The organism is Shewanella sp. FJAT-52076, from assembly GCF_019457455.1.
Taxonomy (GTDB): domain Bacteria; phylum Pseudomonadota; class Gammaproteobacteria; order Enterobacterales; family Shewanellaceae; genus Shewanella; species Shewanella zhangzhouensis.
This window is the reverse complement of sequence record NZ_CP080415.1, coordinates 859321-883545: the sequence shown is the minus strand read 5'-3', so window position 1 is coordinate 883545 and position 24225 is coordinate 859321. Positions and strand designations below refer to the sequence as shown.

The window sequence follows — 24225 nt, the reverse complement described above, 5'->3', positions numbered from 1 at the left end:
GTTGGTGTCGTAAGCTGATATCGCCTTGATTCTTATCCGGCTTACACCGGTAGCTAACAAAAGAGGCATGCCTTTCTGTGGCCCCAAGGAATATCGCCACAGCAGGGCATCGAGAGGAAAACCTCGGCAAGAGGTGAATTCCCAACGACTGTGGATAGCGCAATCCTGGAGCCCATTGCATGAACAAGATCCATTTAATAACAGCGCTCTGTCTGTTTCCGCTGCTGTCAAACGCGGCTGACGACACTAGCACTACTGCAACCAACACAGTTGCAAGCACCTCCGAGCGGCTGCTCAGCGTCGAGCGCCTGTGGCAACTCGAGCGAGTCGGCTCGCCTGTGGTGTCACCCAACGGCCAGTACATCATAGCGCCGGTCACCCGTTTCGATGTTAAAGAAGACAAGGGTTACACCCGTCTGTGGCTGTTTGACCGCAACGGCAACAAGCAGCGCCCCATCACCGCCGAAGGCCTCGGCGCCAGTGAGCCCGTATTCTCCCCCGACAGCAGCACACTCGCCTTTGTCAGCAAGCGCGATAAAGACGACGCCGGTCAGATTTACCTGCTGCCGATGACAGGCCCGGGCGAAGCCCAGCGCCTGACCGAGGTGCCCACAGGTGTGTATGGCATCAAGTGGGTCGGCAAGCACCTCTACTTTATCGCCAATGTGTGGCCGCAAAAGAGCTGGGATGAGATGGCCGAGCAACTCAAGGCCGACAAAGACAAGAAGCTGTCGGCCCGTCAGTGGAATGCCCTGCCCTATTCCCAGTTCGACCACTGGATTGATGAAAACCGTCAGGCCCATGTATTCCGTATTGCTGCCAGCGGCGGCGAAGTAGAAGCCATCACCCAACCCCTTGGCCGCGAGCTGCCTCGCTCCAGCCAAAGTTCAGGTGACTACGATATCGATGCCAATGAGCAGTATATCGCCTTCACCTCAAACGGCTGGGACAATCAGGTTGACCCCAATATCGACCTCTTCCTCGCCCGCATCGGCGGCAATCAGGCCGACAACCTGACGCCGGACAACAAGGCGCCGGATGACAGCCCTAGCTTCAGCCCCGATGGCGATACCCTCGCCTTCAGTCGCCAGCATATTCAGGGCTTTTATGCCGATACGTCGCGGTTGATGCTGTATGACATGGACAGCAAGAAGCTTAAATCCCTTACCGATGGCTGGGATCGTTCCCTGGGCAGTTTCGTGTGGAGCAAGGATGGCAAGAGCCTGTTCAGCAACATCGATGACGCCGCCACCCAGCGCCTGTATCAAATCGATGCCAAAACCGGCAAACCCAGGGCCATCACCAAGGCCACCAGCTTTGGTGCCCCGGCCGTTGCCGACAAAAACACCCTGGTTGCCACCAATGACAGCTTCCTCTATCCCCCACGCCTGGTGACTGTGGATGTAAAGAGCGGCAAAACCACCCGTCTGGACACGTTCAACGATGAGCTGCTGAGGCAAACTGATCTTGGTCATTACGAATCGGTGACCTACAAGGGCGCAGACGGCAAAGACATCCAGATGTGGGTGCACTACCCACCGGGTTTTGACAAGAGCAAGAAATACCCGCTGTTCCTGCTCATTCACGGCGGTCCGCACAATGCCATTGGTGACTCGTTCAGCTACCGCTGGAACGCCCAGACCTTCTCCTCCTGGGGTTATGTCACCGCCTGGCCAAACTTTCACGGCTCCAGCGGTTTTGGGCAGGAATTTGCCGATGCCATCAACCCTGACTGGCGCACCAAGCCGCTGGCGGATATTCAGGCCGCAACCAAATACTTTGAGGCCCAGCCCTGGATTGATACCGAGCGCATGGTGGCCGGTGGTGCGAGCTACGGCGGCTACCTGACCTCGATACTGCTGGGCACAGAGCATCCGTTCAAGGCGCTGCTCATTCATGCTGCCGTGTATAACATGTACTCGCAAATGGCAGCCGACTTTGCCGTGCACAGCACCCGCTTCGGCGGCTTTTGGGAAAGCCCCGAGATCTACAAAACTATCTCGCCCCACTATCACGCCGACAAGTTCAAAACCCCGACTCTGGTTATTCACGGTCAGCTGGACTACCGCGTACCTGTGGGTCAGGGCTTTGAGCTGTTCCGCACCCTGCAAACCAAGGGCATAGAGTCGCGGATGATTTACTTCCCCGACGAGAACCATTGGATCCTCAAACCCAATAACTCCATTTATTGGTACAACGAAGTCAAAGACTGGATGACCCGCTTCGCCGAGCCGGGCGCACGCTGATTATCCCTGCCAACGGCCCCGCATTGCGGGGCCATTTTTTAGCCGGCGTTCAAGTGTTCGACAGAGCGATCTCATTGTTCTTTCAACCTAGTACGACCAGCAAGATTGCGCCTTGGCTAAGCCCGACTATCCCTATAAACTCCGTGACCAAGATCACAGCCGCATTTTGAAGGACAGCCCACGTGCCGATATTCAACGCCTTTGACAGCAAATCCCGCACCAGCGATCTCATGGGTGGGGTAACCGCAGCCATAGTGTCGCTGCCCCTGGCACTGGCCTTCGGTGTGGCCTCCGGCGCCGGCGCCCAGGCCGGTATTTACGGTGCCCTGCTGGTGGGCCTGTTTGCCGCCCTCTTTGGTGGCACCCGCACCCTGATTTCTGAGCCCACGGGCCCCATGACTGTGGTCACCACAGCAGTGATTGCCAGCTTCACCGCCACCCATCCCGACAAGGGGCTGGCCATGGCCTTTACCGTGGTGATGCTCGCGGGTCTGGTTCAGATTATCCTCGGCGCGCTCAAGTTCGGCCGCTACATTACCCTGATGCCCTACAGTGTGATTTCCGGCTTTATGTCGGGCATCGGTGTGCTGCTGATTATTCTGCAGCTGCCCAATCTGGTGGGAGTTGCCGGCATCTCCGGCGGCGCAGTGGGGGTTATCGAAGCCCTGCCAACGCTTATCGGCAATATCAAATGGCAGGAGCTGGCGCTGGCGCTTTCGGCGCTGGCGCTGATGCAAATTGTGCCCAAGCTCATCAAGATGCGCTTGCCACCCCAACTGCTGGCGCTGGTGTTTTGTACCCTCGCCTCGGTGTTACTGCTGGACATAGAGGATGTGCGGCGTATCGGTGAAATCAACATCGGTCTGCCATCGCTGATTATCCCCACCTTTACCTACGGTGAACTGACCCACATGCTCATCAGCGCCGTGATGCTGGGGGCCCTTGGCTGTATAGACTCACTGATTACCGCTGTGATTGCCGACCGCCTCACCCGGGTTGAGCACAACTCCAACAAAGAACTGATTGGTCAGGGCCTTGGCAATATCGCCTCGGGCCTTTGCGGCGGCCTGCCCGGCGCAGGCTCCACCATGGGCACTGTGGTCAACATCCAGGCCGGTGCCAGCAGCGCCCTCTCCGGCGTGGTGCGGGTACTGACCCTGCTTATCGTGTTTTCCCTCGCTGCGGGCATAGTGGAATACATCCCCATGGCGGTGCTGGCGGCCATTGCCTTTAAGGTTGGTTTGAATATTCTCGACTGGGCCTTTGTGAAGCGTGCTCACCAATTGTCACGCTCGGCAGCCATGACCATGTATGTGGTCATGGTGCTCACCGTGTTTGTGGATTTGATTGTGGCCGTGGGTGTGGGCATGTTTATCGCCAACCTTATCACCATCGACCGCCTGTCACAGTTGCAGGAGCGCAACATCAACGCCATCAACGACTCGGGTGAAGCCTCCGACATGCGCCCCAACGAAAAGCGCATGTTGGATGCCATTAACGAGAAATCCAATACCCTGCTTTTGAGCCTGAGCGGCCCTATGATTTTCGGCGTCGCCAAGACCCTGCAGCGGGAGTCCATTGCGGTGAAATCTGCCGAGACCCTGGTGCTGGATTTGTGCCGGGTACCCTACATGGACTCCACCACCGGCCTTGCCATCGAAAACGTCCTGCTGGACGCCAAAGACTGTGGCTGCAATGTGTATCTGGTGGTGCCGCGCAAATACAGCTGGGAAGCCAACTTCATCGACCACCACAGCGATCTGCCCATTTTCCACAGCCGCGCCGATGCGCTTTCAAGCCTCGCCGCCTCGCTGGGCATTGAAGTGGACGAACTTAACGCCAAGGCCGCCAAACCAGGCGGTGCGGCAGTGGGCAAGGCGACATCCGGCAGTGCCTCACTCTGAGGCACTGGCATTCGCTGCGGTAGTTGATGGATGCCCCGATACTCACTAAGCCGGGCAGGATTTACTACGTCAGTATTCGCCAAGCGAAGGATGTTCAACTTCGATACTGCGGTGTCGGTGGCACTTGGGATGCCATGTGCCCCTCTCTATGGAAAGCCGAAACGAAGGAGCGGCCTTGCCCGCCGCCCTATCCGCGCCCCACATCACGACCTTTCAAAAGGCCTATCCCCTGTTTAAATTAATAAAAACCATATTAAACAACAGTGCCTATTATTGAAAATCACCAGATACGTCAGGCTTTCAGCAAAGGCAATAATTTCCCGGCGAGCCAATCGTAATAAGAGTCCCCACCATGGAAGTAATCCGGACTACCATCGGAATAAACCAAAGTTGAAGCGTAAGGCATTGGATCGCTTATCTCTTCATTAAAAATACGTGCCGCATGAAAGAACTCAACACCCATCTGCTGCCACACATATTCCATCGCATCCATGTAGGCCATCATTAAGGGTGCCATTCCCTTGGACTCGTCAAAGCACTGCCAGAATGGGGTATCTGAAATCACCAGTATCCTATGTCCCTGTTCCTTTAGGCGAAACACGATAGTCATTTGGTCTCGCATTTTTGCATCGAAAAACTCCACATAGTCTTCCATTCCAATCTGATTCAACCTGTCTGGGCGCTCAGCTTTCATCCACTGCACAAACGTGGACACAGTCTGATGGGTTTGCAGCCCAATATTGGTCAATACCCAGGACTCCGACTGACGTTGAGCCTTACATAAGCTGTCGAGGTTGTTAACTATGGGCTGCCATAGGCGCCGGGATTCTGCGCTTTCTAATGGCACCATGATGTCCGCATCTCTGGTCAAGGTGAATTTATGCTGAGCGAATCCGGAACCATTCATCACCATGCCACCACAACAGGACTGACCAAGCCGCTCAAAAGACTTGGCCAACTTGCCAAAATGGCTATCACCTATGAGGGTCAGCAGTGTGCCCAGATCACTAGATGTGTCCTTCTTAATGGCATCCAGCATTTCATCATCGCATGCCGCTTCAATGTGGCTTGCTTCTGGTGTTTGCTTACCATTTAACAATTCAGCCCAATGCCGCATCACATAGCCAACGCCTTTTTCAGATACGGTGCGCCGATTTTCCAGATAGCGAAAGTCTTCCGGTAAGGGGGTGGTGATAAGTTCAAACGAGGGGAAGTAGCTGACATCATCCCGCCCTTGGCAGAATGCCCCCGCAACAGCCCGCAGGACCGATTTGGAATAGCCGTTGGCCACCAACACGTGGTCATCAGTGGCTGTGGCCGTCAAAGGGACAGGTGATACCGTCAGCACAAAACGTATATCGGGGTTTACAGCTTTAATTTGCTGGAAAAGCTCACTAAGATCAGAAAATATTTCCTGATAATTAAATACCTTAAGTTGGTATTTTTCAGGATCATACTCACCAAACTTCACCCCTGGGCAACTTGGATAGCAAATGCCGTTGCAATCGATCCAGGCCTCAATCAGTCCAAGGGTAAAAATAAAAGATTCACTTTGTGCCAACTGAGCTCGGGTTTCCTCCATCGCCAACGTCCTGAACGCCAGTAACTCATCCAGTGATTGATAGCCCGTTTCGGCAGCTCTTGGTAATAACAAATCATAGTAGCGGCTGGACTGTGCCTCAAAGTGCACGCTGTGCTGCGATAATTCTTCATCGGAACAAACAAACCACTGCAGCAAAGAGCGGGGGGTGTAGATATTGCCAAACGCAAAGCTCGATACTTCATCGAGGTTTAGCTGGCTTCTGTTATAAGAATAATTATTTTGCGTCAACCAGTTACCTATATGCAGAGCAAAACAGGAACCTGCCGATGAAATCCGATGGTGAGGTTCAATGTTGAACTTTGGCGTGAGCATGTTGAAGTTTTCAAGCCCCGTACGAATGTTGGCAACAGCGGTTCGCCAGAAAATCTCATCACGGGAAGAATCATAGGGTAGTGCAAGTGCCATGGTCTAAACCTCCTTGTCAGAGTTCAGCAATTCCAGTCGTTGGCCCCATTGCCAAAAGTTTGGCCATGGGGCATATGTCCTGAAACAATGCACAAATCAAGCCAATAAGCGAAAGTTACAGCTCTCTCAATTTTTGCTGAAAATAAACTTATCGATAAGATCATTTATAAACATGTTCATCAAATCAGGCTTACAGCTCTAATCCCTCACGCAAGGCAAGCCTTTCCCTTACTGGCAGAGCAAGCGGCATTGAGCCGCATTAGGAGCCACATTGAAAAAGATGTGCTTAAGCACTCTGCCCACACCTGCTTTACCCCGCTATTCAGTCTTGAGGCAAATGTGGCGCTTTGTTGCTACAATAGCCACGCTTTGGGGTTGGGTAAGGAAGGAGTTGGCACAGAGATGTCGCCCAAACAATTCACACTCAGCCCCACTCCGATAGCGATAACCATTACAGAACGCCATTTCAGTGACCCGGCAAACGCCCGGTTAGCCACCACAGGATACTTTCCTTGAGCAATTCAGATACCCAGCCTTCACTGGCTTTTTCCACCCTTAAGCTTAAAACCGAACTGCTTGAGAACCTGTCCTCCATGGGTTACCACGAGATGACACCCATTCAGGCCCAGAGTTTGCCGGCCATTCTGGCGGGTGAGGATGTGATTGGTCAGGGCAAAACCGGCTCAGGCAAAACCGCTGCCTTTGGTCTGGGTTTACTGAACAAGCTGGATGTGAAGCGTTTTCGCATTCAAACCCTGGTGCTGTGCCCTACCCGTGAGCTGGCCGATCAGGTGGCCCAGGAAATCCGCACCCTCGCCCGAGGTATCCACAACGTCAAAGTCCTTACCCTTTGCGGCGGTGTGCCCATGGGGCCTCAGGTGGGCTCGCTTGAGCATGGCGCCCACATCATTGTGGGTACGCCGGGGCGGATTGTTGATCACCTGGAGCGCGATCGCCTCGATTTGAGCAATCTCAATATGTTGGTGCTCGATGAAGCCGACCGCATGCTGGAAATGGGCTTTCAGCCGCAGCTGGATGCGATTATTGCCAGAAGCCCGAGGGAGCGCCAGACCCTGCTGTTCAGCGCCACCTTCCCCGAACAGATTCAAACCATTGCCCAGCAGGTGATGTATAACCCCGTGATGGTGAAAGTGGCCACCACCCACGAGAAGAGCACCATTGCCCAGCACTTCTTCCATCTGGAAGACGATGCTGCCCGCATGCAGGCACTGCAATTGTTGCTGCTTGAGCACAAACCCGAGAGCGCGGTGGTGTTCTGTAACACCAAGCGTGAAACCCAGAAGGTGGCCGATGATCTTACGGCCGCAGGTTTCAGCGTACTGGCGCTCCATGGCGACCTTGAGCAGCGCGACAGGGACGAAACCCTGCTGCAATTTGCCAACAAGAGCGCCTGCGTGTTGGTCGCCACCGACGTGGCCGCCCGAGGTTTGGATATCGATGCCCTCGATGCGGTATTCAACTACCACGTGGCCCACGACACAGAGGTGCACATTCACCGTATTGGCCGCACCGGCCGTGCGGGCAGCAAGGGCGCCGCCTTTACCTTCTTTAATGACAAAGACGGCTACAAGATAGCGTTGTTAGAAGAGTATCTGGAGCGCGACATTCAAAGCGAGCCGCTGCCCTCAGCAAGCCTCCTTGGCAGCATGCCCAAGGCGCCAGCCATGATCACCTTGCAAATCGACGGCGGTAAAAAAGATAAGCTGCGCCCCGGCGATATCCTGGGTGCCCTCACCGGCCAAAACGGCATCGAAGGCGGCCAGGTGGGCAAAATTCTGGTGACAGACTACCGCGCCTATGTGGCGGTTGACCGCAAGGTGGCAAAGAAGGCCCTGGGTAAAATCACCTCCGGCCGTATTAAAGGCAAGTCGTACCGCGCCTGGCTGATGAAGTAAGCCAGGTTTGCAAATAGAAAAAGGGCAGCACAGGCTGCCCTTTTTGTTTTTCCGGAGTGTTTAGCTGTAGGTAACCTTTTCAGCGGTCTGTATCGCCTGGCATTTCCTGTCGCAGTGACAGAGATTAGCAGCCAGTCAGCAAGCGCTTGTTGAGTCTGTCCAGATCCATACTGCGGCCACGTACCGTGATGCGCATGCCCGACTCATGGTACTGCTCATCGATGACCTGCATCCTGCCATGAACGTCGCCCAACAGGGCGCTGGCAGCGTAGGGAATGTTAAAGCAGGCACTGAGCATCTGATTGGTGATGGCATCGAGTATGGCCTGATGTACCCGTGACACATCCTCTGGAGCCAAGGCACTGATTTGAAGCGCATCGGGGAACTCCTGCGCCAGTGCCGAGCGCACATCTTCGCAGAGGCAATCTACCTTGTTTAAAAGCAGCAGCCTGTCTTTTCCACCCAGATTGATTTGTGCCAGCACCGAGCGCACCACCTCAAGCTGGCTGCGAAAATCGACATCACTGGCGTCCACCACATAGAGCAGCAAACTGGCGTCTTTGGCCTCTTCCAGGGTGGAGTGAAACGCTGGCACCAAGTCATGGGGCAGCTTATTGATAAAACCCACAGTGTCTGAAATCAAAATTCGCGGCTGGGTCTGGGGAGCGAGTGCCCTTACCGTAGTATCCAGGGTGGCGAAGAGTTTGTTTTCCACCAGTACCTCGGAGCCTGTGAGCGCGCGCATCAGGGAGGACTTACCGGCGTTGGTGTAACCCACCAGCGCTGCCGTTGGCGTATCGGCACGACTGCTTTTTTGCTCCTGCATTACCTCCTGCACCTTTTTAAGGTCACGCCTCAGCTCCGCCTGCTTGTCACGGATAGCGCGGCGCTCAAGCTCGATGGCGCTCTCACCCACGCTGCGGCCGCCGGTGCGCTGTCTATCACCGCCATGCTCGCGGCGTATCCGGGGCGTTAAATAGTTAAGCCGTGCCAGCTCTACCTGCAAGCGCGCGGTTTTACTGCTGGCATGGCGACTGAAAATCTCGATGATAATGCCTGTGCGGTCAAACACCTCAACCCCAAGGGCATCCTCAAGGTTTCTGAGCTGCATTGGGCTTAAGTCGCAGTCGAACACCACCACATTGGCATGCTGACGCTGACTGCCCGCCAAAAAGGCCTCCAGCCCAGCTTCATCTATGTTGGCGAGGGAATCGTCGGCCTCGTCCAAGGAGCCTGTCATGCGGGCCAGCTGCTCCAGCTTGCCTGTGCCAAGCACCGACAGGCGCTTGGTGGACTGCTGCCTTTGGGTTTCTGTCCCGTGTACGGCAAAGCCAAGGGTGCTCACCAGTCGGGCCAACTCCGCGAGGGAGCTTTCCACCTCTTTGGCACCTATGTTGGGGGTATGGATGGAGATGAGCAGCGCACGGGTGGCGGCTTGTTCCTGGATTGGGGGCATAGTGGCTCACTGCGAGGGCAGACCTGATTCAGGCGGAAGACTCCACAGCCATTACCTGGGCTGTGATGCCGACGTTATACGAGAGATACGCCCAAGAATCCAGCATCAGGGCCCAGGATAAAAAAATATTTTTTTGTCAGGCTCAGAACACTTAAATGGCCGGTTTTTTGCCGGCTCATAAGGCCTGTAAAAGGGCAGCCTGTGCAAAAAACGAGGCTTTGCCGGGAAGGCCAAACGTTCGCTTTTTCCCTGCGGCTGAAAGATTTTTACCGGCCGCCGTGTCTATTGATGCATCAGCGAACCCCTTCTCTAATCATCAAATGGAGTTGCCATAAACATGGTCAAACACGCATCCCTCGCCAAGGTCTGCTTTATCACCAGCCTCAGCCTGATTTCATCCGCCAGTCTGGCCAGCGAAAAAAGCATTGCCGAGTTGGTGGACGCCGTGAATGGCACCCTGGATGATGCCAGCCGAGAGGCGGGCAAACAGGTCAAACTCAGGAACCACGCCAAAGGCTTTTGTACCTCCGGCAGTTTTATCCCTGCAGCTGAGTTGCAGCAGCAACTGGATATTCCGTTTTTCAATCAGGGACCGATTAAGGTCACAGCACGGTTTTCCTTAGGCGGCACCAATGCGAACTTATCCGACAAAACCCCGGGGCGCTTTATGTCGCTTAAAATAGACGGTGAAAAAGAAAGCCTTAACTTTGTTACCACCAATGTGCCCATCTTCTTTGCCAGTAATCTGGATGACTTTTACAGCTTCCAAACCAAAATCAAGGAAGGGCCGCAAGGCAAGCAATGGCTTAAGGACAATAAGCCAGATGCCAAACGCTTTCTCGATTATGTGGCGCAGCTGCCACCGAGCCCCAGCTTCGCCAACAGCCGCTACTTTGGTGTAAACAGCTTTTATTTTCGTCAGTCTCAATCTGACAAGACAGCAGAGCCCATTGCCGGGAAGTGGATTTTTGAGCCGCTGGCAGGCACTGCGGCCCTGAGTAAAGATGAGCTTGCCAAAATGGATGACAATTTCCTCAAAGCCGAGTTGCTGACACGCATCGAAACACAAGCTGCCGAATGGGAGCTCTACATTCAGCTGGCCGAAGCAAGCGATATCATCAACGATCCCACCGTCAGTTGGCCGGATTCCCGCCCCCGCTTATTGGCAGGCAAACTGGTGATTGACGGGAAAAGGGACAGTGCCCCTGAGGTTAGCCAGTGCGGTGACGGCATCTTTAATCCTGTGCTGTTACCAAAGGGCATTACCCCTTCTGCCGACCCGATACTCAATGCCCGCACACCGGCGTACATTGAATCCTTTATTCGCCGCAGATAAGCCTTCTCCAGCGAAATGCCCGGCCAGAATCAAGGCCGGGCGGCATGCCATCCATGCGCTTACACTGCACTTCGCACACACGGTGCAGGCATCAACTTCTGCAGCCAAGTCTGCTAGAATCGGCACATCTTGATGTTTGACCGATGTTGAAGGAAACGCGATGAACCCCATTATTGCGCTGCTTAAAGAGCACAATGTGAGTGATGAGCAGGTAAAGAGCCTGTTCCAGACCCTGACCGAAAACCCGCTGATGGCCATGGGTGTGCTGGGTCAGCTTGGTATTGCCCCGGAAAAACTCCAGGGCCTGATGATGCTGGTGATGCAGAATCCCGGGCTGATTAAAGAAGCCGTGGAAGAGCTGGGGCTGGATTTTGCCAAAGTTGAGGCTGCCAAGGCCCGGTTTGATGAGAGTCAGACTCAATAAATGCCTGCTTCGCCCAGATAAGGGCCCTTAACGTAAAACAAACGGCAGAATCCAATTCTGCCGTTTTTATTGGTGTTCAGGGGATATTGACGTCAATACAGGCCCGGTTTCGTCCCTGACTTTTGGCGCGGTACAGGCGTTTATCGGCCTCGCCTATCAGGGCCTCTGCGCTTTGGTAGTCGGCGAGCCAAATCATGCCCCCCATACTCACAGTCAAAATGCCGGTTGCCGATGTCGGGTGGCTGATAGCCAGTTCGGCAATGGCCCCCTGAATACGTTCAATCACCCGCTCTATCCCGGTTTTTGGGGTATTGGGCAGTACGACCACAAACTCTTCACCGCCATAGCGGGCCACCAAATCTGCAGGGCGCCTGCAGCTTCCCCCCAGCGCCTGTGCCACCGAGCGCAGCGCCTCGTCCCCCATCTGATGACCAAAGCTGTCGTTGTACTGCTTGAAATAGTCGATATCCACCATCAGCACACAAATCGCCTGGGATTGGCGCCTGGCCAACATCAGCTGAGTCTCGAGGTATTGATCAAAGAAATGGCGGTTTTTCACCCCTGTCAGGCCATCCAAAAAAGCAAGCCGACGCAATAAATCACTCTGGCGTTTAAGGGTCACCTGGGCCTTGATGCGATTTTTGAGGGTGGTGGCGTTAAAGGGCTTGGAAATAAAATCCACAGCACCTGCATCCCAGCAGGCGTTTTCGTCATGTTGACCTTGCAGGCCGGTAATAAAAATAACAGGGATATTAACCAGATCAGGATGCTGCTTCATCAGTTTACAGGTATCGAGGCCGCTGAGTTCGGGCATGATGACGTCCATTAATACCAAGTCAGGCAACATCTCCAGGCAGATTTCAATGGCACGTTTCCCAGAGGTGGCCATCAGCACCTGGTATTGGTCTTTGATGATGTGATGGACTATCTGAATGTTGGATGGCTTATCGTCAACTATCAGCACCTTGGGCGGTCCATCATCTTTACCTTTGAATGGCTGCTCCTGATTTATCATCCTATCCTCTCTAATCCCTCAAAAGCCGATAATAGAACAAGTGATTGATTAAAATCCAAGTTGTTTGCTGCATCTACCAGCTTCCCGGTCAGCTCAGCATCCTGCTCTGCCAAAGGTTCCCGCAGGCTTGCCAGCAAATCCAGCGCAGCCATATCCGACTGGCTCAGGAGCTGTTGCAGCGTGATTAGCTGTGCTGCCAGTTCAGCCTGTGGCAGTGCAGTCTGTGAGACTGCCGCTTCACTTTGGGCCTGTGGCGACAGCAACGGCTGTAACTGCTCAAGCAACGAGATAGCCTCAGGCAGAGCCCTCAAGACCGCCTCATCGGGCGCCACCTGTACATCGGTGTCGGGGTGACAATTAGCCTCGGCATTTCTGAGGATCTGGGCGAGTGCCGTCAATCCGCAGCTGGCTGCACCACTTTTAAGACTGTGATACTGAATTCGTGCGTCTTTCATGGCAATGTCAGGTACTGACAGACAGCGCTGCGCCTCGCTTATATCCAGTAAAAACTGATCGATGACCCTGTTATAAAGCTCACGGTCACCCAAGCGCTTGCAGGCTTCTTCCAAGTCAAGGCCATTCGTTTGTGAAAATTGTCTGACAGACTGCGGCAGTGCATCCTTGGGAATAGGCATCCCGGCTACTTCCGACGGCAGGGACGCAGCAGCCAAGGAGTCCGCATCATCTGCCAACGCTTCGCTGGGCCTCATCACGTGGTCGGGTGTACTGAGGTACTGAAGCAATTTCGTCGCCACCACGTCTATCTCAAATGGCTTTGCTATGTGGTCGTTCATGCCCGCATCCCGACAAGCCAGCTTATCTTCCGGCATGGCGTTGGCGGTCATGGCAATGATGGGCAAGTCGGCGAGCATAAGCTCGTTGCGAATTCTACGGGTGGTTTGGTAACCATCCATCCCCGGCATCTGAATATCCATCAGCACCAAATCAAACTGCTGACGGGTGAGAATCTCCAATGCCTGAAATCCATCCACGGCCTCGGTAACCTCGGCGCCAAGCTGACCCAACAAACTGGTGGCAACCAGGCGATTGGTGGCGTTATCTTCAACCAGCAGCAGCCGCCTGCCAACCAGACTCGGTGCCAACGGCAGATGAGACAACATATTCAAGCTATCGTCACTGTGGCGCTCCACCACACTTTGCAGGCAACGACTCAACATCTCACGGGTCACGGGTTTGATCAGGGTGGCATCAAACTGCTCTTCCCGATGCTTGAGCTGCGCTTCGAGCATGGCCTGACTATAGGCGGTGACGATAATAATACCGGGCTGCCTGGAAAGAGACGCCAGATGACGTACCCATGAGGCCAGTTCCAACCCGTCCAGTCCGGGTAACTGCCAATCTGCCAAGAGCACATCGAACGAGTCAGGTGCCATGCGCTCTATCGTGTTCATGGCGGTTAAACCATTATCCAGTGCCGTGACCTCACACCCCAGATCACGCAGCAGCTCACTGAACACCAGGCGGGACGTATGGTTGTCTTCCACCAGCAACACCTTCATACCACTGAAGCGGGCTCCCGGGCTGCATTTAGTGGCATCAAACCCCAGCTGCACATCGATGATGAAGGTACTGCCTACACCTGGGCTGCTGGTGACGCGGATTTCCCCCTTCATCAAATGCACCAGCTCACGGGTAATGGCCAGGCCAAGACCCGTGCCACCATAGCGGCGTGAAATTGAAGAGTCGGCCTGTGAAAATCCTTTGAATATAATGGCCTGCTGCTCTTCGGTCATACCGATACCTGAGTCCTGGATTTCAATATGCAGGTGACAGACACCGTCTTCTCCCAGGTCGGCATCAATACGGGTAACTATGTTGCCCGCCTCGGTAAACTTGATGGCATTGGTTAACACATTCAGCAGAATTTGCCTCAGCCTGAGGCTATCGCCAATCAGCTGATCCGGCACGATGGATGCGACCTGATATACCAGCTCAATGTCTTTTTGCTGCACCTGGGATGACAGAATGCTGCCCATTTCCCCAAGCAGTTGCTGCAGCGAAAAGCCTTGCCGCTCAAGTTCTATCCGGCCTGCTTCAATTTTGGAAAAGTCCAGAATGTCATTTAAGAGCGCCAGCAGGGATTTGGCTGCCTGTTGGGTCTTTTGCAAATAGTCCCTCGGCCGCGGTGGCAGTTCGGTCTGCAATGTCATTTGCAAAAGCCCGAGTACCGCGTTCATGGGGGTACGGATCTCATGACTCATATTGGCCAAAAAGTCTGACTTGGCACGGCTTGCCTGCAGCGCCTGCTCCCGGGCATCGGCAAGCTCTCGCTCACGCTTTAACTGCTCTGTGAGGTCATAGGCAATCCCCAGATACCCCATGATGCCCTTATCTTCACCGTAGAGAGTCGTGACGCTGAGTTTTACCGTGAAACGGTCGCCATTTTTACTCACATAGGTCCAGTTGTGAGAGTCTACTTTGCCCTGTCTTGCCTTGGCGACAAAGGCATCGAAGCCGGGCTCTACCGGGGTGCCCAGTTCTTCTGTGAGCTGCGCCGCCCGGCGCACCACTTCCTCTTCAAGGTGGAAAATGGCCGGGGTTTGCAGCCCAATCATCTCCTTGGCGCTGTAGCCAAGCAGGCGTTCGGCCGAGGGGTTAAACACTGTGATAGTGCCCTCGGGATCCGTCGCAATAATGGCATAAGCCGCCGCATTCAAAATGGTCCGCTGCAGAACGCCCATTTTTTCAAGCTGTGAGGTCCGCTCATGCACCAGTTGCTCAAGCTTGGCCTTGGCACTGAGCAGGGCTTTTTCTTCGGCACTGGCCAGCTCGCGCCGATGTTGCAATACCACCGCACGGCGCATCCATATCAGTTGGCCACTGTATACCAGCACGGCTATCAGGAGGCTGGTAAGCCAGGCGTCGAGCAAAGTTGACCGGGGTTCCGGCAAAGCCATACGCTGGATGAAGGCGGGATCCGGTGACAGGCTCAAGCGCCAGTCCCGGCCAAACAAACTGATATTGGCGTCTACCTGATGTTGGGTTTGTGCCACATCATGGGCACCACGCTGGAAAAACAGCTGTGACGTTTCATCGGTCACATCATAAATAGCCAATGCCAGGTGTTCTTCAAGGCCTGAGATGGTGCTGAGCACCTCGTCAATCAGGATGGGGGCATAACTCCAGCCAACCAGATTAGCCATGCCAGTCCCGGAGCTGGCTTCAGGGCCAGGAGTTCGATATACCGGCATCAGAATCAAAAACCCCTGCAAACTTTTCTGACTTGCCTGTACCAGGGTGATGGGGCCTGTCAGGGTAACGCTGTTTTCCCGTGCCGATCTCAGTGCTGCCTGACGCCGGTTGGTCTCTGAGCCTATGTCCAAACCAACGGCCTGTTTGTTGCGGGCTTCGGGCTCAATAAAGCGGATAACAAAGAGATCTTCCTGGTGGGGATTTAGCTGACGAAGAGCGAAGTTACCATCTGGCCGTTCTTTGGCACTGTTTTCGAGGAACACGTCCAACGCGGGAACCGACACATATTGAATAAAACCAAAGCCCCGGGCGCCGGGGAACTCATGGCTGTAATCTCGGCTTTGGGTGTATAACTGCATGCGGGCATAGTCAAAATTATCAACACCATAGGTGAGCATCGCCCCACGTACACCCCTTAGCCCGTATTGATAAAGGGATACTTTTTCTGTCACCCCGGTACTTATCTGCTGTAACCTTTCCGCCATGATCTCTTTGATACGCTGATCATTTTCGAGGCGTTGCCCGTCGGCCAATTGGCCACCAACCACATAACCCAGAATTAAAATTAACGCGGGTACCCAAAGGGAGAATAACGACTGACGTGATAAGGATGGCTTCAGCAAATGAGTCCCTGGCATGAGTCCCTCTGTTCAATGAGGTCGTGTATAACGCGCTGAAAAAAGGTGTGGCTTAAATAATAGACCGCTATGCCTGCAGGCGCATACTCTTTTTTCCCTTTATCCTCTATGGGTTAGCGTCTTAGCTGGACCACCAGAGCAATGCCCCCGAGCACGGCAAAGGCACTGACAATCAGCCGCATGCTCATGGCCTCGCCAAGAAGCAGCCAGCCACCAAAGGATGCGATAATGGGCACACTGAGCTGCACTGTGGCTGCCGTGGTGGCTTCCAGTCGTGGCAGCACCGAGTACCAGAGTGCATAGCCAAGCCCCGATGCCAACGCCCCCGAGGCGACACCATAGACCACGCCAATGCCGGAGAGATTGATTCCCTGCCCAGTCACTTCGGCCAGGCTGCTTAATGCCAAAAGCCCATAGAGCACCAACGCCAGAGGCACGGCGCGGACAAAGTTGCCCGCTGTCGCCGCCAAAGGCGATGCGACGCCTCTCCCCAACAGGGAATAGGCCCCCCAACAGCAGCCTGCAAGCAACATCAGGGCCGCACCAAATGGGTCCGGAGAGGCCACGCCCGGGAGCAAAAACCATCCCAATCCCACCATGGCAAGCACAACACCAAACACTTGCAGCGGCCCCAATCTTTCCCCGGCCCAGAAGCCATAACCAATCATGGAGCCCTGCACCGCACCAAAGAGCACCAAGGCGCCAGTGGCTGCACTCAGGCTGTGATAAGCAAAGGAGAAGGCAGCGGCGTATCCCAACAAGGCAGTGGCAGAACGCCAATTGCCAGCAAGCGCCTGCCCCTTCCCCTGTGCCAGGGCCAACATCGCCAGCACCACAGCACCACTGACCATACGCACCAGAGTAAAACTGGCGGCATCTATGCTGCCCGAGGCCAGCGCCTCGCGGCACAGCAAGGAGTTGGCGGCAAAGGCCAGCATGGTCATCGCGGTCAAAAACCACAGTCGGCTGTTCCAGCGCTGAGACTGGTTTTTTGGGGTATCGATCATCTTGTTTCCATCCAGTCTGCCCGCCATAAACCACTCATTTCTTCTCTAATAAAAACAATCTATTAAGCAACATCAAACCGAACCACCAGAGTTAAGCCAAATCGCTTACCGCTGGGGTTGATACATGCCATCAGCACCGCAGGAATGGCGCTCAAAAGGCGACGCAGTACACCATTACGCCCAGCTGTCAGAGCAGGGTAAACCAAGGCCCCGATTGCCCCAATTTGGCGCGAGTCAGACAACAAAATCTAAATTACAGATTAAAACAATCGCTATTAATCATTTAGTACGATCAAAACTTTACCACTACCTTCTAAAGCGTTCCAAGGATCCGGGTGAAACGCACCTCTGGTTATTCACTCCGGTTATTCACCCCGGTCCATCACCGGACATGGCCCCTGCCGTGTCATATAACAACCGGCACAGTCAATATTGACACTGTGCCCCAAGGACAGGATACGCAGATGAAACGCACGCTCCCAACCTTGTCAGCCTTGGCGCTGTCACTGTCGCTGGCATTGGCCGCAGGCCAAACCCAGGCGGCCGAAACCACCACCAACAGCTATTGGTGGCCAGAACAACTGGATCTGTCTCCCCTTCGTCAGCATGGCAGCGAGTCCAACCCCTATGGTGCAGATTACGACTATGCCAAGGCGTTTGGCAGTCTGGATCTGGCGACGGTAAAGGCCGATATCAAAACCGTCCTCACCACCTCTCAGGACTGGTGGCCAGCCGACTACGGTCACTATGGCCCTTTCTTTATCCGCATGGCATGGCACAGCGCCGGTGTATACCGCATTTTTGATGGCCGTGGCGGCGCCAGCGGTGGACAACAACGTTTTGAACCCCTGAACAGCTGGCCCGACAACGTCAACCTCGACAAGGCACGCCGACTGCTGTGGCCCATCAAGCAAAAGTATGGCAGCAAAATATCCTGGGCCGATCTGATGGTACTGGCCGGCAACGTATCGCTTGAGTCCATGGGCTTTAAAACCTTCGGCTTTGCCGGCGGTCGCACTGACGACTGGGAAGCCGAGCGCGTAGATTGGGGCCATGAGAAAAAATGGCTCGACAACAAACGCCACAACGAAAAAGGCGAACTTGCCAAACCTCTGGGCGCCACCCAGATGGGCCTGATTTACGTGAATCCGGAAGGCCCCAATGGCGTACCTGACCCGCTGGCCGCCGCCAAAGACATCCGTGAAACCTTCGGCCGTATGGCCATGAACGATGAAGAAACCGTAGCCCTGATTGCCGGTGGTCACACCTTCGGTAAGGCCCACGGTGCACACGATCCCGCCAAATGCGTGGGTGCAGACCCTGCCTCAGCGGGAGTTGAAGCTCAGGGCCTTGGCTGGAAGAACAAGTGTGGCAAGGGCCACTCCGAAGACACAGTCACCAGCGGCCTGGAAGGCGCCTGGTCTGTCAGCCCAACCCAGTGGACCATGCAATATCTGGATAACCTCTACGGTTTCGAGTGGGTACAGTCCAAGAGTCCGGCCGGCCACATCCAGTGGATCCCCGCCAACGGTGCCGGTGACAATCTAGTGCCTGACGCCCACGTGCCCGGAAAGCGCCACGCGCCCATCATGTTCACCACCGATATCGCCCTCAAGGAAGATCCCAGCTACCGTGAAATCACCAGCCGCTTCCGTGAAGATCCCAAAGCGTTCGAACTGGCCTTTGCCAAGGCCTGGTTTAAGCTGACCCACAGAGACATGGGGCCAAAAACCCGTTATCTGGGCGGCGATGTACCTGCCGAAGCCCTGATTTGGCAAGACCCGATCCCGGCGCTTGATCACGCCCTTATCGACACCAATGATATTGCTGCCCTGAAATCGGCCATACTGGCTTCCGGCATTGCTGTCCCTGAGCTGGTGCGCACAGCCTGGGCCTCTGCGGCCAGTTTCCGTGGCACGGATATGCGTGGTGGCGCCAACGGTGCCCGTCTGCGCCTTGAGCCTCAGCGCAACTGGGAGGTCAACAATCCCAAAGAGCTGGCCAAGGTGTTGCCAAAGCTTGAGAAAATCCAGAAGGATTTCAACAAGTCACTCAAGGGTGGCAAGAAAGTCTCTCTGGCTGATGTGATAGTGCTCGCCGGTGGTACCGCCATCGAACAAGCCGCCAAGTCTGCCGGTTACTCGGTGACAGTGCCCTTCACCCCGGGCCGTATGGATGCCACCGCTGCCCAGACGGATGTCAGCTCTTTTGCGGTACTTGAGCCCAAGGCCGATGCGTTCCGTAACTTCTTCAGCGAAGAAAGCTATCTGCCACCAGCCAAAGCCCTGGTTGAAAAAGCCACTCAGCTGACCCTGTCGGTACCCGAGATGACCGCACTGGTAGGCGGCTTACGGGTACTTGATGCCAACAGCAACAAGGCAAAGCATGGTGTCTTTACCGACAAACCAGGGACCCTCAGCAATGATTTCTTTGTGAATCTGCTGGATATGTCTACCCGCTGGGAAAAATCCCCCAAGGAAGCAGGTCTCTACCAGGGCTTTGACCGTCAAAGCGGCAAGCTCAAATGGACAGCCACCCCAGTGGATCTGATTTTTGGCTCCCACGCCGAGCTGCGTGCCGTAGCCGAGGTCTATGGTGCCAACGACGGTAAAGACCGCTTTATCGAGGACTTTATTGCCGCCTGGACCAAGGTGATGAATCTGGACAGATTCGATATCTAACGTCACTTCTGTCGAATACACCCAGGTAGTGGTTTTGCTACCCCTAAAAGCCCGCAAGTATTACCTGCGGGCTTTTTCTTGCCGCCTAACCCTAGTACAGAACCTGTTTCGAACGACTCATTTAACTTACTCTGAGTGACATTTATTCGACTTCCTGGGCGGCTTTTTTGGGCAATCTATCGCGCACCTCAAACCAATTCACATGGGTGTCGTAAAACACATGGGCCATGGGCAACTGAACTATGGGGTCGTGAAAGCAGGCACGGACTATGTGTAACTCACCCGGCCAGCGGCTGGAGGTAAAAAACAAACTGCTGCCGCAGCGACGGCAAAATCCCCGCCGCGCCGCCTGTGATGAGGCAAACCATTGCAGCTGCTGCTCAGGGTCGCTGATGCGCGCAGCCAGTTCATTCACCCCAAGCCAGGTCACAAATGCCGCCCCATGGGCATGTTGGCACTGTGTGCAGTGGCAATGGGCGACCCACTTGGGTGGCAAATCGATTTCCACATGAATGGCGCAGCACAGGCAAGCGCCGCGGGCAATTGGGGAGCTATCCATAACAGTGTTCACCCGGCTCGACTCAACAAAGGATATTGCGATTGTTGGCAACAACAGGCTCACTGTCCAGTGAACCGGCCGTTTAAGCACCACCCTCCCCCTGCGGGAGCCGGGGCTACCGGCTCATCATACAGGTTTCCAATTCGGCCTCTGACTTGCCCGATGCCTTTTCCATGGTGGCAGACAGGCACACATCCAGCGCCTCATAATCTTGCTGGTGGCTGTATTCGCTGTGGCAGTGCCTGAGCTCCCTGACCACCGCTTGCTCCAGCGCGCCCTGACTCATGCCGGCACAGGCAGACACGACTTTGAATACGCCGTTACCGCGCATGGTTTGGAGCGTCTGCTGTAGTCCCTGTTCGAACAATTCGGCGGATAACTCGGGTTCTTCCGAGGCGTTCGCAGCAGCGGGGAGCAAAACGCCAAGGAGCAGAGGCAATATCAAAAAGTGTTTCATGGGTAAGTTCCTTTTACTCGGGTAAATATCCGTGCCTGTGTTGGCGTTGACGTTATGGCCGCACCACTAAAATGAGCCACTGCACACCTTAAAGAAACGCCTCTGGCCACACATCAATCCTTGGAATGAGATTTATCCCCCTAAGCAGGAATAAGCGCTGAGACCTACACTTTAGTCCTGTGCCTGCATGGGCGGCACAGTTCTGTAATCATAAGGAGAGATTCTGATGAGAGTCAGTCAATGGAAGCGACTTGGTATGGTATCGGCCCTGGCCCTGGGAATGACCGTGGGCTCAGCTCAGGGGGCTGGTTATTTAAAAATTGGCGATATCAAGGGCGAAAGCCAGGACAATACCCACAGGGAGGAAATTGAACTTCTCAGCTGGAGCTGGGGTACAAGCAATGGCATGAATAACGCAGGCAGCCTCTGCGTTATGGATGTTGCTTTGGTCAAATATACCGACAGCGCCACCGTCGATATTTTGATGGGGCAAATGATGGGCACTCAGTATCCCGATGCCGAAATTTCCATTACCCAGAGCGGCACCGCCCGCACTGAGGACTACTTTAAGATGCGCATGCGCAATGTCACTGTAACCAGTTATCAAACCGGTGGCGGTGGCCATGATCGCATGACTGAGAACATCACTTTGCATTTCGATGAAGCGTCAATTGAGTACCGTCGTCCCGGGCCGGATGGCAGCCCAGGCGCCCCCGAAGTCACCCGTATCAGTTCCAGCAGCCATAAGTGCCGCTGAGCCCGGCTCTGGGCACATTCATGGATGTGCCCAAGCCCGGGATTTTGGCAGAGCACATACCTAATCGAGGTCATTCAGGGTTGCCATTCCCAGTTGGCGCATTTGCCGACCAATCCAATCGGCGCGTCGGTTCATGTAGGCCGTAGGGGGATCGATGCGATATGACCAGGGGTTGGGGAGCAAGGCGGCCAGCAAGGCGGCTTCTCTGGAGCTGAGCTTGCCCGCCCCCTTGTTGAAGTAATATTGGGAGGCGGCCTCCACCCCGTAAATTCCCGGGCCAAATTCCACGATATTCAGGTAAAGCTCCAGAGTACGCCGCTTGCCACTTAAGGTATCCAACAGCACAGCAAACCAGGCTTCCAGCCCTTTACGGACCAGACTTCGGGAAGACCAGAGAAACAGGTTCTTGGCCGTTTGCTGGGTTAAGGTACTGGCACCGCGAAGGGGCTCCCCCGGATCTCTGTCTTCGATGGCCGTTTTAATGGCCACAAAGTCGACGCCGTTGTGCTGGGTAAATCGCTGATCTTCAGAGGCGATGACCGCCAATTGCATATTGGCCGCTATTTTCTCCAGCGGCACCCACTGGTGGCGCACCTGAATATTGTCTTTGGGGGGGAACAGCGCCCTGTCGATACGCCAGGCCCAGGTGGGTGGATTGATAAAGCTGACCATCAGCACCAATGCCAAAGACAGCAGCAGAAAAGCCAGCAAGAGTCGAAAACTCCAGCGCCAGAATCCGCGCCAACTGCGGACGAGTAACCCGGGCTTGTTGCTACATGCCTGATTCTTTTCAGACATGACAAATGCCCCTGACCCTACATTCTGGGTGAATCCGCTTCATTCTCATTTCAACACTCGACTCATATCCGTATTTCGTCTTCTGGCCTGAGGGGAGACGGCTAATCCAAGCCGGGCAGCAAATAAACCCATTTGGGATCCTGGCTCCAGGGTTTGATGATTTTGCGTTTTTTATCCTTGGTGTAGAAGCACTTGCCAAAAAGAATAATTCCCGCACCTTCAAAGTCAGCCCGTTCTTTAATGCCAAATCGTTTGAGCAGAGCCTCGCGGACATCAGAGATACCAATGCCCACCTCACGGCTGTCGGTGGGATTTAGCCAATTCATGTCGTTATCCGCATGGGACAAGGTACCCCAATACATGCGCGGCGCGCCTTTTTCCGTAGGAATCGCATCGGCAAAATTCACAAACAGGTTTTTCGCACGCCAGCGGTGTACCTCATCGGTGTAGACCCAAAGGTCCGAGCCAGCAAGCTCACTGCCCCGCAATAAACTCATGAGCAGTTTTTTAAGCCCGAGTTTTGGGGTCTGCAGCGTATCCTCTGTTTGCCCGGCCGCCTTGGCTTGAGTATTGGGTGTGTGTTGCGAATGGACATCGTAGCAACCCTGCGGCTCCCTGACGGATGAGGCGGTGGAATGACCGGTACTCTTGCGCCCAAGCCGCACCGGCGCATCAAAATCAATACTCAGGCCGTCTTCCTGTTCAATGGCCTGACGCACGGCCGCAATGTCGGCCTCATGTTCTTTGCTGGAGCTCGATGGACGATATTCGGGGCAATTATCACTGTGGTAGAGGGAGCCAAAGCAAGCCGCCTTGCCATCGCTTGAGGCGCGGCGAAAATAGGCCCGCGCGCCGCATCCCAGGCAATACAGCGATTGCCTGAGCTGCTCCTGCGTGGCTTCATCCAGCTTGGCAAACCCGTAAACGGAAAAGACCCTGGGTGCTTGTCCCGGCTCTTCACAACGCACATCCAGCATAGTTCAACTCCCAAGGCCACCTGGGTTTATCCTCCGGCTATCGAAGCACAATGGCAAGTCAAAGCGGCTGATTTATCAAGAAAACTGCTTCAGCCACTGGGCAAAGGCCTGTTTGGGCATGGCCCCGGCCTGTTGCCCCAGTATCTTGCCCCCCTTGATAACCATCAGCGTGGGAATGGAGCGAATGCCGAAGCGCGCCGCCAGAGCCTGCTGGGTTTCGGTATCCAACTTGCCGAAACGAAAACCGGGTTCAATCTCCGCCGCTGCCGCGTTGAACACCGGAGCAAAGCTTTGGCAGGGGCCACACCATGCCGCCCAAAAGTCCACCACCAGAGGCAGCTCAGATTTGACGGCATGGGCGTCGAAGTTGGCGGCGGTCAGTTCAATCGGTGCACCGGTAAACAAGGGCGATTTACAGCGACCACAACTGGGGGCGTCGCTGAGTCGGTCGTCGGGCACCCGGTTCAGGCCGTGGCATTGGGGGCAGGCAAGGATCATAACAATGGCTCCAAAAAGAAGGCGGGATGACACAAAACATGGGGGCAGCGCGCCGCCATTACAAGGCGAAAAAGCCAGCATTATTCACTTTTGCTGCCAACTCTTTCAGGGTAAAACACAGGCGAGCAAAGTGCCGACTGGCTGGCACAAATGAGCGAAGCCAAAAAAGCCATGGGCGCGATAAATGAAGCGCAGGCCCTGCACAGCCGTGCCATGGCACTGGCCGAAGCTCAGGGGCTGGAAAGCTGGGAATACTGGGAGCTGAATCCGAGGCGTTTTTAATATCCTGCACGGCCCTACGAGCGAAATGAGCAACAAAAAAGGCGCCTTGGGCG

Annotated in this window: 18 protein-coding genes; 8 read left to right on the top strand and 10 right to left on the bottom strand. The window is 54.8% G+C overall.

Going from position 1 to position 24225, the window contains the following annotated elements:
* Positions 1–179: 179 nt before the first annotated feature.
* Entirely contained in the window at positions 180–2246 is a 2067-nt protein-coding gene (locus K0H79_RS03810; protein ID WP_220077379.1) for a S9 family peptidase, read from the top strand.
* Positions 2247–2428: 182 nt separating this feature from the next.
* Positions 2429–4150, top strand: a complete 1722-nt coding sequence (locus K0H79_RS03805; RefSeq protein ID WP_220077378.1) for a SulP family inorganic anion transporter — start codon at positions 2429–2431, stop codon at positions 4148–4150.
* Between the two features lie 292 nt (positions 4151–4442).
* Here the strand turns inward: K0H79_RS03805 and K0H79_RS03800 are convergent, their stop codons facing one another.
* A complete protein-coding gene (locus K0H79_RS03800; protein ID WP_220077377.1) occupies positions 4443–6158 on the bottom strand; it encodes a GSCFA domain-containing protein in 1716 nt (571 codons plus the stop codon).
* A gap of 512 nt (positions 6159–6670) precedes the next feature.
* Between K0H79_RS03800 and dbpA the strand changes: the two genes are divergently transcribed.
* Positions 6671–8074: an ATP-dependent RNA helicase DbpA gene (dbpA, locus tag K0H79_RS03795; RefSeq protein ID WP_220077376.1), complete on the top strand. Its 1404-nt coding sequence runs from the start codon at positions 6671–6673 to the stop codon at positions 8072–8074.
* 124 nt (positions 8075–8198) lie between these two features.
* Here the strand turns inward: dbpA and hflX are convergent, their stop codons facing one another.
* Positions 8199–9530: a GTPase HflX gene (gene hflX / locus K0H79_RS03790; RefSeq protein WP_220077375.1), complete on the bottom strand. Its 1332-nt coding sequence runs from the start codon at positions 9528–9530 to the stop codon at positions 8199–8201.
* Between the two features lie 337 nt (positions 9531–9867).
* On the opposite strand from hflX, the gene K0H79_RS03785 reads away from it, so the two are divergent.
* Together K0H79_RS03785 and K0H79_RS03780 are read left to right on the top strand one after the other, a co-directional pair.
* Positions 9868–10866 (top strand): catalase family peroxidase, encoded by a 999-nt coding sequence (locus K0H79_RS03785; protein WP_220077374.1) that lies wholly within the window; start codon positions 9868–9870, stop codon positions 10864–10866.
* Positions 10867–11026: 160 nt separating this feature from the next.
* Positions 11027–11290 (top strand): DUF2999 family protein, encoded by a 264-nt coding sequence (locus K0H79_RS03780; protein ID WP_220066857.1) that lies wholly within the window; start codon positions 11027–11029, stop codon positions 11288–11290.
* A gap of 76 nt (positions 11291–11366) precedes the next feature.
* Here the strand turns inward: K0H79_RS03780 and K0H79_RS03775 are convergent, their stop codons facing one another.
* From K0H79_RS03775 to K0H79_RS03765, 3 genes are all read right to left on the bottom strand, one after another.
* A complete protein-coding gene (locus K0H79_RS03775; protein ID WP_220066856.1) occupies positions 11367–12305 on the bottom strand; it encodes a diguanylate cyclase domain-containing protein in 939 nt (312 codons plus the stop codon).
* Complete coding sequence (locus K0H79_RS03770; RefSeq protein ID WP_220077373.1) at positions 12302–16156, bottom strand: response regulator; 3855 nt, start codon at positions 16154–16156, stop codon at positions 12302–12304. The genes K0H79_RS03775 and K0H79_RS03770 overlap by 4 nt, the downstream gene beginning before the upstream one ends.
* A gap of 113 nt (positions 16157–16269) precedes the next feature.
* Complete coding sequence (locus tag K0H79_RS03765) at positions 16270–17163, bottom strand: DMT family transporter (RefSeq protein ID WP_220077372.1); 894 nt, start codon at positions 17161–17163, stop codon at positions 16270–16272.
* A 464-nt stretch (positions 17164–17627) separates the two neighbouring features.
* Between K0H79_RS03765 and katG the strand changes: the two genes are divergently transcribed.
* A complete protein-coding gene (katG, locus tag K0H79_RS03760; RefSeq protein WP_220077371.1) occupies positions 17628–19844 on the top strand; it encodes a catalase/peroxidase HPI in 2217 nt (738 codons plus the stop codon).
* Positions 19845–19986: 142 nt separating this feature from the next.
* Here katG and K0H79_RS03755 read toward each other — a convergent pair whose 3' ends face one another.
* Together K0H79_RS03755 and K0H79_RS03750 are read right to left on the bottom strand one after the other, a co-directional pair.
* A complete protein-coding gene (locus K0H79_RS03755; RefSeq protein ID WP_220077370.1) occupies positions 19987–20403 on the bottom strand; it encodes a GFA family protein in 417 nt (138 codons plus the stop codon).
* Between the two features lie 115 nt (positions 20404–20518).
* Positions 20519–20860 (bottom strand): hypothetical protein, encoded by a 342-nt coding sequence (locus tag K0H79_RS03750; RefSeq protein ID WP_220077369.1) that lies wholly within the window; start codon positions 20858–20860, stop codon positions 20519–20521.
* Between the two features lie 226 nt (positions 20861–21086).
* Here K0H79_RS03750 and K0H79_RS03745 point away from each other — a divergent pair, with 226 nt between their 5' ends.
* Positions 21087–21617, top strand: a complete 531-nt coding sequence (locus K0H79_RS03745; RefSeq protein WP_220077368.1) for a type VI secretion system tube protein Hcp — start codon at positions 21087–21089, stop codon at positions 21615–21617.
* A 60-nt stretch (positions 21618–21677) separates the two neighbouring features.
* Here K0H79_RS03745 and mtgA read toward each other — a convergent pair whose 3' ends face one another.
* The 3 genes from mtgA to trxC form a co-directional block, all read right to left on the bottom strand.
* Positions 21678–22415, bottom strand: coding sequence for a monofunctional biosynthetic peptidoglycan transglycosylase (gene mtgA, locus K0H79_RS03740; protein ID WP_220077367.1), 738 nt, complete (start codon positions 22413–22415; stop codon positions 21678–21680).
* A 101-nt stretch (positions 22416–22516) separates the two neighbouring features.
* Positions 22517–23392 carry a hypothetical protein gene (locus K0H79_RS03735; RefSeq protein ID WP_220077366.1) on the bottom strand — a complete coding sequence of 292 codons (876 nt, stop codon included), beginning with the start codon at positions 23390–23392 and terminating at the stop codon, positions 22517–22519.
* A gap of 75 nt (positions 23393–23467) precedes the next feature.
* Positions 23468–23890, bottom strand: coding sequence for a thioredoxin TrxC (trxC, locus tag K0H79_RS03730; RefSeq protein WP_220077365.1), 423 nt, complete (start codon positions 23888–23890; stop codon positions 23468–23470).
* 150 nt (positions 23891–24040) lie between these two features.
* On the opposite strand from trxC, the gene K0H79_RS19285 reads away from it, so the two are divergent.
* The gene (locus K0H79_RS19285; RefSeq protein WP_258405470.1) at positions 24041–24172 is read left to right on the top strand and encodes a hypothetical protein; all 132 of its coding nucleotides are present in this window, start codon (positions 24041–24043) and stop codon (positions 24170–24172) included.
* Positions 24173–24225: the final 53 nt, after the last annotated feature.